Consider the following 13463-nt stretch of genomic DNA (forward strand, 5'->3'; position numbering starts at 1 on the left):
ATTGTTTTTCTTTATTTATTCAACAAAAACCCTATACAACACTTGTAATTGGCATTTAATGTCAACAAATAATAATAATTAAGTTTATATATTTACATTTTATATTATGAGAAAAGTACAGCATTAATTTTTAATATAAAGAAAATAAAAAGCGCATCTTCCGATACGCTTTTAGCAGAACTTCTTTTATCTAATCAAGCATTAAAGATCAAATAATTTCCCCGGGTTCATAATCCCGTTCGGGTCAAACGCCAACTTCAATGCTTTCATATATTCAATTTCTTCAGGCGAACGTGAATATTCCAAATATGGCTTTTTGGTCATACCCACACCATGCTCGGCAGAGATCGAACCATCATATTTTTTCACGGTATCAAATACATATTTATTCACTACCTGACACTTGGCAAAGAACTCATCTTTGGTCAGGTTTTCAGGTTTTAGAATATTTAAGTGCAAGTTACCGTCACCAATATGACCAAACCAGCAGATTTCAAAGTCAGGATAGTTATCTTGAACAATTGCATCAATCTCACGAATAAATGCAGGTACGTGGGTAATTAATACTGAAATATCATTTTTGTATGGAATAAACGGCGCGATCGATTCTGAAATATCTTCACGTAAACGCCATAAGCTTTCAACCTGATCAAGGCTCTGGCTCATCACGCCATCCAGCACCCAACCCTGCTCCATACAATGCTCAAAGATTTCCATGGCCTTGTCGACAATTGGCTCATACGGCGCTTCAAACTCAAGCAATACGTAGAATGGGCATTGTGTTTCAAATGGACGTTGTACATGTCCACGATCGAGCACCTTTTGCATCGCAAGTTCACCAAAGAACTCAAATGCGGTTAAGTCAATATCTTTCTGGAATGCATGGAGTACCGGCATCACGGCATCAAAATCAGGTACACCGAGTACCAGTACTTGTAAGTTCTGTGGCTGACGCTCAAGCTTGATTTCAGCTTCAGTGACTAGGCCCAATGTGCCTTCGCCACCAATAAATAAATGCTGAAGCGAATAACCCGTTGCATTCTTAATCATGCCTTTGTTTAAACGCAGGATATCGCCTTTACCTGTTACCACGGTCAAGCCAAGGACCCAGTTACGGGTCATGCCGTATTTAATGACTTTAATACCACCCGCATTGGTACCGATATTACCGCCAATCTGGCTTGAACCCGCTGAGGCAAAGTCTACTGGATAGTACATGCCTTGTTCTTCGGCATAATTCTGTAATTGCTCGGTCACTACGCCTGCTTGTACGCGTACCATACGATCCGCTGGGTAGAACTCAAGAATCTGGTTCATCTTGTCAAAGCTAATCACGATCTCGCCATTGCTTGCGACCGCGCCCGCAGAAAGGCCGGTACGACCGCCCGATGGGGTAATTGCAACATTAAACTGGTTGGCAAGTTTGACAATGGCCTGCACTTGTTCAGTGCTTGAAGGGAAAACGATGACTGATGGGTTCGGATCAAAATGTTTGGTATGATCACGTCCCCAATTTTCCAAACTGTCGGCATCGGTTTTAATACGGTTTTCACCCACAATTGCCGTTAATTGGGTCAATAACTCAGGTGTTAAAGCGACTGAAGCATTCATCGTTTACAGGCCTAGCAAGAAGTAAAGATAGAGCGTCTGGATAACAATACAATATTTTTCAATATTTTAAATTGTAATATCCAACATATGGAAACTCGGCAGAACAGCGCAAACCTGATGGTTTCAGGTTTGACTATCAGATACCTGCATTTTACATAGAAGCTGGCATAGGATAAAGCGCAGGATAAAGATACTGTAATAACAAAATGTGTTTAACCCAGAAAATTCAGCTGCAACTGAAAAATTATCAGCAATTCTGCTGTGCTAATTTTAAACCAAATATTTATATCTCAAAGCTGTATGCTATAGTACTGCAACTAAATTTTGGCCTTTGTAGCGGAGCCGTAATGAGCCAACATCTATCACTACCTAAAGACAAAATCCGTTTCCTTCTGTTAGAAGGTGTGCATCAAAATGCCATCGATACCTTAAACGCAGCGGGTTATACCAACATCGATTACCACAAAACTGCGCTTGAAGGCGAAGCTTTGAAAGAAGCGGTTAAAGACGCTCACTTCATTGGTATCCGTTCCCGTACTCAATTGACTGAAGAAATCTTTGCAGCTGCGAACAAACTGATCGCGGTTGGCTGTTTCTGTATTGGTACCAACCAAGTTGATTTAAAAGCGGCAATGTCTCGTGGTATCCCTGTTTTCAACGCACCGTATTCAAATACACGTTCGGTTGCAGAACTGGTTCTTGCTGAAACCATTTTGTTACTTCGTCGTGTACCTGAAAAATCGAAAGATACACATGCGGGTGGCTGGAATAAATCTGCGGTGGGTTCGTTTGAAACTCGTGGTAAGACTTTAGGTATCGTCGGTTACGGCTCGATCGGTTCACAACTTTCTGTTTTGGCAGAAAGCCTGGGTATGAAAGTGATCTACTTTGATGCTGTGACTAAATTGCCATTAGGTAATGCACGTCAAGTTGGCTCTTTAGATGAACTTTTAGAAACTGCGGATGTGGTGACTTTACACGTTCCAGATGTGCCATCTACGCGTAACTTCTTCAAGAAAGAACAGTTCGCGAAAATGAAAAAAGGCTCAATCTTCTTGAACGCTGCACGTGGAACCTGTGTGGTGATTGAAGACTTGGCGGATGCGATCAAAGCGGGCCACATTGCAGGCGCAGCGGTTGACGTATTCCCGAAAGAACCAAAAGCCAATGGCGAAGAATTCCAGTCTCCACTTCGTGGCTTAGACAACGTGATCTTAACCCCGCACGTGGGTGGTTCGACCATGGAAGCACAAGCCAACATCGGTCTGGAAGTTGCTGAAAAATTCGTTGCATACTCAGATAAAGGTATGACGCTTTCTGCGGTGAACTTCCCAGAAATCGCATTGCCACTTTCTGATGGTCAGCACCGTTTACTGCACATCCACAAAAACATGCCGGGTGTGTTATCGAAGATCAATACCCTATTCGCTGAACAAGGCATCAACATCTCTGGTCAGTCGTTAATGACCAAAGGTGATATCGGTTACCTGGTGATGGATGTTGACGCATCTGCATCTCAAGAAGCGCTAGATACCTTGAACCATGTTGAAGGCACCATCCGCGTTCGCGTATTGTTCTAATTTATAGTTAGAACTATGCTGAAAAAGCCACAGCTGATGCTGTGGCTTTTTTATGGGCATTTGAATTATTATGTGAATATTATACCGAATGTAAAAAAATAAGATGTCTAACCCTGTACTGAAAACACCTCTGCATGCTTTATTGCTGTTGATGATTGCCATGTTATGTGTACAAGGCAGTGGTTCTTTAGCCAAAATCCTGTTTCAAAGCTTTCCTGTATTGACTGTCTCTGCCATGCGCCTGTTTTTTGGTGCGATGATTCTGGCTGTGATTTTTAAAATCTGGACCATTAATTTTAAAGTGGTGCGCTGGAAAGCCATTCTGACCTATGGTGTCGCACTGGCAGGCATGAATGCCCTGTTCTATTTATCACTTGAACGCTTACCTCTGGGTTTGGCAGTTGCCTTTGAGTTTATTGGTCCCTTAAGTGTTGCTTTATATCATGCCCGGCAGAAATACGATTTCATCTGGGTTGGTTGTGCCATTCTCGGTCTGGTTTTGCTGTTCCCTTTGCAACAGGCCCAGCAAGGTCTCGACCTGATCGGGGTATTGTTTGCTGTCAGTGCAGGTGCCTGTTGGGCACTATATATTATTGCCGGACAAAAGCCTTCCGGTATCTCAGGCAATCATACCGTCTGCTTAGGCATGTCGATTGGCATGCTGTGTCTACTGCCTTTCGCGCTCTTCTCAGGCGCAGTCGACCGGGTGTTTGAACTGCCGAATTTATATTATTTTATTGGCCTTGCAATTTTAGCCAGCGCCCTACCTTTTACCTTGGAAATGATTGCTCTACGGAGTTTAACCCCGCTGAGCTTTGGCACCTTAATGAGTCTGGAACCTGCGGTGGCTGCCCTCTCAGGTTTTATTTTCCTCGGTGAAGTATTACTCTGGAATCAATGGCTTGCTTTGGGTACGATTATCATTGCTTCGATTGGCTGTACCTTTACCACGCAACATGCCCGCCAGCAAAAACAGGCCAAATAAAAATGCTGCCCGCTTATCCCCTTTTCTATTATTTTTTAGGCCAGTCATGAAAAATATCCAGTTGGTTGCTGTGCTGTATATGGTTCTTTCCATGGTGGCGTATCAGATCAGTGCTTCATTCGCCAAGCAATTGATTGCCACACTTGACCCGCTCACTGTGACGATTTTAAGACTCTGTTTTGCCACCATTCTGGTTGCAGTGATGTTTCGTTCCTGGAAGATCATTTCCAAATTAAAGGAACTTAAATGGCGAGATTTACTGTGTTATAGCGCTGCCTTGTGCTGTATGAATATTCTGTTTTACACCTCTTTGGGCAAACTGCCTCAAGGGATTGCGGTCGGTCTGGAATTTATTGGTCCACTCGGTTTAGCCCTACTCTCGATTAAACAGCGCAGTGACTATATTTGGGTGGCATTTGCGATTTTAGGTATTGCTTTAATGGTGCCGTGGCACGATGCCAATGCCCAAAATTTTTCCTATATCGGTGCAGCGTGTGCTCTGAGTGCCGGTTTGTTCTGGGCGCTGTATATTTATTTTGGGCATCGTGTGGTCCAGCAAAACATCGGCATGCATGCCCTGACCATTGCCATCAGTTTATCTGCACTGACCCTGCTGCCTTTTGGGCTCTGGAATAATGCACCTGCGCTGATGGATACCCAATATTGGGGCAAAGCACTGGTGATTGCGCTGCTGGCCACAGCAATTCCTTATGCACTGGATTTAATGGCACTGAAACGGCTGACCAAGCTCAGTTATGGGACCCTTTCCAGCCTTGCGCCTGCATTAGCAGCCTTAGCAGGTCTAGTCCTGCTGCATGAACGAATCAGCCTGATTCAGTGGGTGGCTTTAGCCTGTATTATGGTGGCTTCGATTGGGGTTACCTTACGTGGCAGTCAGACAAGCTAGAAGCTCATTATAGAATTTTAGCTTTCTTCTACCCTGTTTTAAGATCGGCTTAAAACGGGCAACTTACTCCATTGTAAATAAGTTGCCTGCACTGACTCTGGACTAATTATCCAAAAATGGCATTAACCGTCAGGAAAAATACAGAGGGGCCCAGTAAACAACCCAAGCCGGTATAAAAAGTTGCGACCAGTGCGCCGTAAGGCACCAGACGAACATCGGTACCGGCCAATCCTGCTGCTGTACCGCTGGTGGTGCCGGCCAAGCCACCAAAAACCATGGCTGAACAGGGACTTTTTAAATACATAAACTTTGCCAGCAAGGGTGTACCCACCATAAAGAACACTGATTTGATCAACCCAATTGCAATCGATAATGCAATCACATCTGAACTTGCACCAATTGCGGTACCCGTAATCGGACCGACAATATAGGTCATCGCGCCCGCGCCAATCGTGGTCATCGAAATCGGGTCTCGATAGCCCATGACCCAGGCCACCATTACACCAATCACAAAAGGCACAATACAGCCCAGCATCAGTGCAATAAGACCAATTCTACCAGCCTTTTTGACTTCTTTTACATCGACTTCAAATGCAGTCGAGGCAATGGCCAGATCACGGATCATGGCACCGCCCAATAATGCAAAACCTGAGAAGATGGCAATATCGGAAATACCTTTGGTGCCTTGCGTATAAACGCCGGCAAAATATGCCACCACCAGTCCTAAAGTAATGGCAATTGCAGAGCTTTGCAGCTTTCCTTTGGTCAAATATTTGGAAAGCAGATGCGATACAAACATCATCAAACCTGTGACTGCAAGCGCTGTCACTAACGCATTTTTTGTTAATACAGCAATGATAGCATCCATGATGAACATCCTTTTTTTATTGCTTTGTCAGTTAATTATGATTTTTCAGGCAATTTTTTCCTTTGCCTCAATTGTCCATTCATAGGTTTCATAATCGCCACTAAGTTTATTCAGATAACGGATCACCAGCACTGTGCCGATCAGTGATACGACCGAGACAATCAATCCCAGCATCCCGCCTGAAAGTGCAGCCACGACATTTTGCCCGGCTGACATTGCCACCACAATCGGAATATACATACCTGACCAGTACAAGATCCCAAACTGTGTCACTTGGGGTAAATAACCTTTTTTTGCCAATAACTCTTTAGAGAGAATCAACAAAATCATTGAGATTGCAACGCCACCGACATTGGCTTTGACACCGATCAACATGCCGAGGGTATTACCCAGATAATCACCGAGTAGGTGACAAATCGCCAAAATTGCTGTTCCATATATAATCATTGTAAATCCCTCATGTCCTTGGATTACTTGGTTTTTTTAAATCATATTCCCATAGAAATCTGATTTTCCTGTTGTTTTTGCATGGCCAGCCGGATGCTATCTATACGCGTTCCCTGAAATGAAAATACGGTTCCATCTTTAAATATCCGGCGTGCAAGTGTGGTAAGTACCGTGCCGGGTAAAGCTTCGACGTGTAACCTGACACCTCGTTCCCATGCAGCCTGAAGCGTACTTTCCCAATCCACAGTACGGCTCATATTAAAAGCCAGATCATCCGCAATCTGTTCTGGCTTGCGCAAGATACGTGCTGTGGTACCACTTAAATAACCAATTTTAGGTTGCTTTAGAGTGACTCCCTCCATCGATGTCGCAAGTTGCAGTGCTTGCTGACTTAATAACTCACAGTGCGATGGCACCGCTACATCCAGTTTCCTTGCCACGACACCCTGCTGTTTCGCCAATCCAGCAACTTGATTCATGGCTTCAAAACGTCCTGAAATCACGATCTGGTTATGCGCATTGATGTTCGCGACATATACCTGTGGCGTTGTTGCCGCAACCTGTTTTATCCATGCCTCAACTGTTGAACGATCTGTACCAAGTAACGCTGTCATGCCATAGCCTGCCGGATAAGCGTTTTGCATGAGTTCACCGCGATAAGCGACCAGACGGACGGCATCTTCGTACGCTAAAACGCCTGCAACCACTGCAGCCGACCAAGCACCAATCGATAGCCCCGCAACATAGTCCGGTTTTAAGTTTTCAGCGCTGAGTAGCGCTGAACTGATTACGCCAGAAATGAGGAGGCACAACTGTACCGCTCGTGTCGATTGCAATGCCGCTGCACTGTCCAGCAGCAACACATTTTGTTTGAGTGCATCCGAGGCACGCTCCAGGTGTTCTTTCACCAGCGTGCTTTGCGGCAGATCATGCAGCATATTGCTTCTTTGCACACCTTGTCCTGGATAGACCCAAATTGAAGCCATGATACCTATTCCCTAATGCCATGGATTTCCGACTAAAACAGCGCCATCGGGCCGTTTTAATAGTACTTTCCCGCTATTGCTTGCCCATTCTTTTAAGGCCAATCCGCCTTGGGGGAGCTGTAACTGAATATCCACATTCAACCCCGCTTGTTGAAAATTTTCGAGTAGCTCAATCGCCTGCTGTTTGGCAAAAGGCTGTTCCGTGCGAATCAGCAAATCGATGTCACTTTGCGCAGTGACGGTTGCAATCCCCGTTGCCAGCTCAAAGCCAAAACTTCCTGTATATCCCCAACATCCTGAAAAGTTTTTCATAATGCTGGAAATGCTCTGTAAGCGTTCTGCCAGATGCTTAAACTGATGTATTGCTACCTGAGTTAGCGCTTCTGGCTTGAGTTGTCTGGTGATCGTCGATCGTGGCATCACAGCAGCGTATCGTTGATGACGAAACTGACCTCTGATCCCCACCGCAACCTGATCTGCAGCGGTTATGGCCCGGCGAACCACCACTGGATCGCCACGCTGTAATACCGCCTTCACCCACAGTGGCGCATCTTCAGCCAAAGCATCGGCTGACATGCCCCACAATAAATCATGGGCTTCAAGTTTAAGTTTCATGACCATTGCTCACGCAATAATTCACGCACCCGCTTAGACATTTGACGATTTTGGCCGTGAAGTCGATGTTCCAGTCCTCTCGAATGCTCGGCATTAATGGCTTGAAATGCTCGCGCAATTACCTGCTTCGCTAACAAAAGATCATCGTTTGTCGGTTGTTCAGGGTTCTCAACAGATAAAAGTTCAGATAACAAACCCAGTGTTGCATAACTTTCAATGTCATAAGCCATTGGCGGAATGCTTGATGCCAATTGTTCAAGCTCATCCACTGATCTTAAGGTGACACGAGCGGCGGATTCTTTCCCCATGGCATGCACCATAACACCTGAGTCTTTTAAGGCAATCATACGATTGGCTTGATAACCGTGCGCCAAAAAAGCCCCTGACATCGACTTGCCCACCAGTAAACTCACAATAGGATGCCCTGCCAGTCTGGCTCTGGCATAGCTATCTACTGCACCTGCTAATGCTTGATGGATACCCAGCAATTCTTCACGGCGCCCATAAGCCTGACTCGGTACATCTACCACACATAAAATGCCACGTTTGCTTTCAGCGTGCGCATCGGCTTGAATCACCTCATCAATCGCTTTAGCCAAGCTCCAGCCTTCCAGCAGCCCAACTTCACCCTGTCGTGCTCGCGGGAACGGATTATTGCTGTCCTGAACCACTGCAATGACACGTACCGCCTGTTGATCAAGCTGTCCGTCTGCCACCCAGACTGAAGCCGGGAAACCTTGAGCCACCTGAAAGCCCTGCGTGACTGCCTTAAACCAGTGTGCGCCTCGAGTAGAGGCTGTTAATGTCTCAACTGCGCTATTCATGCCGACTCTCCCTGATACAAAGCCTGAACCTGTGCTGGCGTGATCTGCTCCGCAGTATCGACTTGTTGTAGCTGTGCTAAATAAAACGGGTAATTTGAACTTCGATGTTGAAGAGGCAAACCTTGCTGCAAATAATCAATCACTTGTTGTCGGATTTTATTGCGGTCATCATCCACATATGCATCGGCCAGAGCACTGGCAAAGCGCTGGCTGCCACCGGTGATACTCCAGATAAACGGACGATCTTTGGCGTTATATTCCTGTATGCCCGCTTCTTGCTCAATCACTTGCGGGCCATTGAGTCCCAAACGCCCCTCTTGGGTCATCACGATATAACTGCATAATCCGGCAGCAATTGACATCCCACCAAAGCAGCCAACGCTCCCCGCGACTACCGCAATGACGGGCTGATACTGACGTAAATTCACGATAGCAGCCTGAATCTCGGCTATTGCAGCCAAACCCAGATTGGCTTCTTGCAAGCGAACACCACCCGTTTCTAACAGCAATACTGCAGCAGTGGGAATGCCGTTGAGGTTGTCTTCTACCGCCAGCTCCAAGGCACCCGCAATTTTGGCACCACCGACTTCACCCAGGCTCCCGCCCTGGAATAAGCCTTCAACCGAAATCAAGACTACAGGACGTTGTTGAAGAGTCCCCTTGGCAATCACCACCCCATCATCCGCTTGCGGCACAATATTCTGCTGAATCAGCCAAGGAGATATCACCCGTGCAAATGGATCAAGCAGTTCTCGGAAAGAGTCATCATCCAGCAAAGCTTTGGCACGTGCTCTTGCACTCAGCTCAATAAAATCCTGTTTATTGAGCAAGTCCTGAATGTCAGTCATGTTCAATCTCCTCGAATGCCTGTTCCAGACGTAAGCGGACCACCCCTGGGGTAGCACCAAAATCATGGATCTCAATGTTGACGGCAGGGTGGATCTGCGCCGTAAAAATTCGTTCAAATAAATTCTTCCAGCGCGTTGCACTGCCATCCACCGACGTGACTACCTGAATAGCGGTTTTTCCGGTTTCTCCGGGTTGCATCAAAATTTCCAGGTCACCCGACCCTACACAACCGACCAAGGCTTGTTTTAGAGGGGGCTCTGCGGCCATAAACTCAAAATGAAGTGTTTCCATACTCAAACTCCCGCTTTATTCCTGAACGATGATTGCTCAACACGATCGATAAATAATGTCGCGGCCAATAAATCTGCAGCACCGCCAGCGGAGGCTCTCATGCGCAGCAAGTCAATCTCTAAAAAATGTAATGCACGTCGACCTTCCAGACTTGAACTGCCGCCCAGATCCAGTACCTGCTGTGCCCCTTGTTGCATCCGCTTTAAACCTTTGGTGCCTGAACGATAAAGCACGCAGGTATCGCTCAGATCCGTCATCATGGCCAGCAAGGCATCCAAACGCGCAAAGTCTTCTTTCATCGGTTTCTGGCGACTTTGCTTCAGTTGCTTTAGACCCAAATTCACAATGCTCGGAAAGCCTTGTTGTGCCTGTAGCTTTGCACCTGAAATACCTAGTTTTTGCTGTACCTGCTGCCCATGGCTTAAACCCTGCTCAGGAATAAAGCGGTCCTCAAGCCGGGCTATCTGTCCTGCCAGCTGACATAATTCAACCGCAGATAAATATTGCTGCTTCGCGCGTGCCAAGGCTGCCGCAGTGACCATTAGGCCTAAGGCCCAGATGGCCCCGCGATGTGTATTGACCCCCTCTGTCGCCAACATCATGGTCTCTTCACCTTGCCGACCAATTTCACCAATCTCTTCACGCAAAGCTAAACAAACTTTTCCATGATGCATGGCTGCTTGAGCCATTGCCTGGAACATGGGCTGTAAACTTTTTGCCGAACGCTCCATTAATGCCAAGGTCAGGTCAGCATGCGCCCCACTGCCACGGCGATCAACCAGTGCCGGTTTTGGTGTCAGATTGACTTCATCAATCAGAGCCTCTACTGCCATCTCTGCCAGAAGCTGACTATCGCTGAGGGTTTGATATTGAACTTGTGCCATCATTACCAACTCCTGAATTTTGCAGGGGGTTGATATAAGCCATCTGACCACGTCACCAGGTCGGCAATATTTTTTGCCGCTAACAGTTCACGTGTAGCATCGGTACGACGAATGCCTAAATCCTCAGGGAATACCACCAACCCTTCACGTCTTAAACGCGCCGTGGTTTTCGGATCTTGGCTTAAACCAATACTGGTCACACCTGCCACTGCAGCAATCATAGCTTGACGCTCTTCCTGGCTACTGGCTTTATACAGATAAGCTATGCCCTCTTCGGTCAGTAGATGAGTGACATCATCGCCATAAATCATGATCGGTGCTAAAGCTAGGCCCGCTGTTTTAGCCACATCAATCGCATCCAGACGATCTACAAAAGTCGGCTTACCGCCCTCTTGGAAGGTTTCCACCATTTGAACAACTAACTTTTTACCACGTGCCAAATAGGTTTCTGTTTCATTGGCACCTTGCAAACGCATATCCAGCCATGCTGGCGTATCGTGACGCCGACCGCGTGGATCATGCCCCATGTTTGGTGCACCACCGAAACCTGCCAAACGCCCCTTGGTCACAGTCGAAGAGTGGCCCATGCCATCAACCTGCAATGTCGCCCCAATAAATAGATCAACCGCATATTGACCTGCCAGCTGACACATCATGCGGTTGGAACGTAACGCACCATCACGGCCGGTAAAGAAAACATCAGGGCGAGCAGCAACATAATTTTCCATACCCAGCTCGGTACCGAAGCAATGCACGCTTTCAACCCAGCCTGTTTCGATGGCTGGAATCAGGGTCGGATGTGGATTCAGTGTCCAGTTCCGACAGATTTTTCCTTTTAATCCTAAAGACTCACCATAGGTGGGTAAAATCAGTTCAATCGCTGCGGTATTAAAACCAATGCCATGATTTAACGATTGCACATTATGCTTTTCATAAATACCGCGAATCGCCATCATCGCCATGAGCACATGCACAGGCTTGATATGTTTTGGATCACGGGTAAACAGCGGTTCGATATAAAAAGGCTGGTCTGCCACCACCACATAATCCACCCAGGAGGCAGGAATATCGACACGTGGCAACTCTGAAACATCGTCGACCAGCTCATTGACCTGAACAATGACTATGCCGTCGCTAAATGCAGCAGGTTCAATCAGCGCAGGAGAATCTTCAGTACTTGGGCCGGTATAGATATTGCCTTGACGGTCTGCCATAAAGCCTGCAGAGAGCACCACGTTGGGAATCAGATCGACCACAAGACGTGAATACAGTTCAATATAAGTGTGAATTGCACCCACTTCTAACAGGCCATCTTCAATCAGCTGACTGATTCTTAAACTCTGCGGCCCCGCAAAAGAAAAATCCAGCTTACGCGCAATGCCTTTTTCAAACAGGTCAAGATGTTCTGAACGGCCTACACTCGGCATGATCATATGCAGATCATGCAATACATCCGGATTGGTTTGCGCTAAAGAACGCGAGAGAAAATCGGCCTGTTTCTGGTTATTACCTTCGAGTACCACTTTATCACCGGGTGTGATCAGTGTTTCCAAGACTTTAATAATGTCTGAGGTGGGAATGACGACACCATCGGTGTACGACTTGACCATGTCCAGCTTGAGTTGTTTGGCCTGACGTCGCTTGTTCCATAACCCTTGTTTATTCTGAACTGAACCTTCCATGTATGCTTACCTATAGATCACAGTTTTATTCTGAATCTATAAAAGCGCTTTATGAAATTTTGATCAATCAACCTACCGTGCTAGTTATTAACCTCAGGTTAATGATTGCTGAGCAAGGAGGATAATTCTAGGGCGGATAGTCTCGATGATGAATCAGCTTCCACTCAAAATCTGATAGCCCAAGCGGCAAATCAAGATACTGACCAGAATCAGGAATAAAATACGGATAAAGCCACTGCCATATTTTAAAGCCAAGCGGACACCCAATAATGAACCGGCAATATTGGCAACCGCCATCATCAAGCCTAATTCAAACAGCACATGACCGGTTGGAATGAAGAAGCTTAATGCCGCCAGATTGGTCATTAGATTGCCAATCTTTGCCAATGCCGAGGCATGTAAAAAATCGACCTGTAGAAAACGGATAAAAAAGAAAATAAAGAAACTGCCTGTACCCGGGCCAAAAATACCATCATAGAAACCAATGGCTAAACTCCCGATTGCAGCAAGCAGCAGTAACTTTGGCGTAATCTGCTGATCGACATGGACTTGCCCAAACTGCTTTTTGGCGAAGGTATAAATCGCAATCACAATCAGCATGACCAAGACAATCGGTCTTAAGATATGAGTGGGGATCAGAGAGACACAGGCTGCACCAATAAAGGAACTGATAAAGGCAAACAGCGCAATCACACCCAACAGCGACCATTGCAATTTCACCCGTCGTACAAATGAAAATGCAGCCGAGCCTGTCCCAAAAATGGATGCCAGTTTATTGGTGCCAAATAAGGTGGCAGGTGCGGTTTGAGGTAAGGCACCCATCAATGCGGGAATCTGAATCAACCCACCTCCACCGACAGCGGCATCAATGGTTCCGGCACAAAAAGCAAAGAACACCAGTGTCAGAATCAGTTCCCAATCCATGGACAATATC

General features: G+C 46.3%; 14 protein-coding genes. 3 read left to right on the forward strand and 11 right to left on the reverse strand.

Going from position 1 to position 13463, the window contains the following annotated elements:
* Window positions 1-201 precede the first annotated feature (201 nt).
* The gene (locus tag ACINWC323_RS05860; protein WP_009514013.1) at window positions 202-1611 is read right to left on the reverse strand and encodes a D-2-hydroxyglutarate dehydrogenase; all 1410 of its coding nucleotides are present in this window, start codon (window positions 1609-1611) and stop codon (window positions 202-204) included.
* Window positions 1612-1958: 347 nt separating this feature from the next.
* Between ACINWC323_RS05860 and serA the strand changes: the two genes are divergently transcribed.
* The 3 genes from serA to ACINWC323_RS05845 all read left to right on the forward strand — a co-directional run bounded on the left by serA (window position 1959) and on the right by ACINWC323_RS05845 (window position 5083).
* Entirely contained in the window at window positions 1959-3191 is a 1233-nt protein-coding gene (gene serA / locus ACINWC323_RS05855) for a phosphoglycerate dehydrogenase (protein WP_005227546.1), read from the forward strand.
* Window positions 3192-3294: 103 nt separating this feature from the next.
* Window positions 3295-4176, forward strand: coding sequence for an EamA family transporter (locus ACINWC323_RS05850; RefSeq protein ID WP_009513788.1), 882 nt, complete (start codon window positions 3295-3297; stop codon window positions 4174-4176).
* A 46-nt stretch (window positions 4177-4222) separates the two neighbouring features.
* Window positions 4223-5083 carry an EamA family transporter gene (locus ACINWC323_RS05845; protein WP_009514007.1) on the forward strand — a complete coding sequence of 287 codons (861 nt, stop codon included), beginning with the start codon at window positions 4223-4225 and terminating at the stop codon, window positions 5081-5083.
* A 106-nt stretch (window positions 5084-5189) separates the two neighbouring features.
* Here ACINWC323_RS05845 and madM read toward each other — a convergent pair whose 3' ends face one another.
* From madM to ACINWC323_RS05795, 10 genes are all read right to left on the reverse strand, one after another.
* Window positions 5190-5951, reverse strand: a complete 762-nt coding sequence (gene madM / locus ACINWC323_RS05840) for a malonate transporter subunit MadM (protein WP_009513814.1) — start codon at window positions 5949-5951, stop codon at window positions 5190-5192.
* A gap of 45 nt (window positions 5952-5996) precedes the next feature.
* Window positions 5997-6398, reverse strand: a complete 402-nt coding sequence (gene madL / locus ACINWC323_RS05835; protein ID WP_009513940.1) for a malonate transporter subunit MadL — start codon at window positions 6396-6398, stop codon at window positions 5997-5999.
* A 41-nt stretch (window positions 6399-6439) separates the two neighbouring features.
* Window positions 6440-7384, reverse strand: a complete 945-nt coding sequence (gene mdcH, locus ACINWC323_RS05830) for a malonate decarboxylase subunit epsilon (protein ID WP_009513868.1) — start codon at window positions 7382-7384, stop codon at window positions 6440-6442.
* A 12-nt stretch (window positions 7385-7396) separates the two neighbouring features.
* Window positions 7397-8005: a malonate decarboxylase holo-ACP synthase gene (locus ACINWC323_RS05825; RefSeq protein ID WP_032881622.1), complete on the reverse strand. Its 609-nt coding sequence runs from the start codon at window positions 8003-8005 to the stop codon at window positions 7397-7399.
* Window positions 7996-8823: a biotin-independent malonate decarboxylase subunit gamma gene (gene mdcE / locus ACINWC323_RS05820; RefSeq protein ID WP_009513849.1), complete on the reverse strand. Its 828-nt coding sequence runs from the start codon at window positions 8821-8823 to the stop codon at window positions 7996-7998. Before mdcE ends, ACINWC323_RS05825 begins: the two co-directional genes overlap by 10 nt.
* Window positions 8820-9671, reverse strand: a complete 852-nt coding sequence (locus ACINWC323_RS05815; RefSeq protein ID WP_009513992.1) for a biotin-independent malonate decarboxylase subunit beta — start codon at window positions 9669-9671, stop codon at window positions 8820-8822. The genes mdcE and ACINWC323_RS05815 overlap by 4 nt, the downstream gene beginning before the upstream one ends.
* On the reverse strand, window positions 9664-9963 hold the full coding sequence (locus ACINWC323_RS05810) for a malonate decarboxylase subunit delta (protein ID WP_009513860.1): 300 nt from the start codon (window positions 9961-9963) through the stop codon (window positions 9664-9666). Before ACINWC323_RS05810 ends, ACINWC323_RS05815 begins: the two co-directional genes overlap by 8 nt.
* 2 nt (window positions 9964-9965) lie before the next feature.
* Window positions 9966-10850, reverse strand: coding sequence for a triphosphoribosyl-dephospho-CoA synthase (locus ACINWC323_RS05805; protein ID WP_009514009.1), 885 nt, complete (start codon window positions 10848-10850; stop codon window positions 9966-9968).
* Complete coding sequence (gene mdcA, locus ACINWC323_RS05800; RefSeq protein ID WP_009513882.1) at window positions 10850-12529, reverse strand: malonate decarboxylase subunit alpha; 1680 nt, start codon at window positions 12527-12529, stop codon at window positions 10850-10852. The genes ACINWC323_RS05805 and mdcA overlap by 1 nt, the downstream gene beginning before the upstream one ends.
* Before the next feature lie 153 nt (window positions 12530-12682).
* Window positions 12683-13453 carry a sulfite exporter TauE/SafE family protein gene (locus ACINWC323_RS05795; protein ID WP_009513811.1) on the reverse strand — a complete coding sequence of 257 codons (771 nt, stop codon included), beginning with the start codon at window positions 13451-13453 and terminating at the stop codon, window positions 12683-12685.
* Window positions 13454-13463: the final 10 nt, after the last annotated feature.

This window comes from Acinetobacter sp. WC-323 (assembly GCF_000314615.1).
In the GTDB taxonomy this organism is placed as follows: domain Bacteria; phylum Pseudomonadota; class Gammaproteobacteria; order Pseudomonadales; family Moraxellaceae; genus Acinetobacter; species Acinetobacter courvalinii.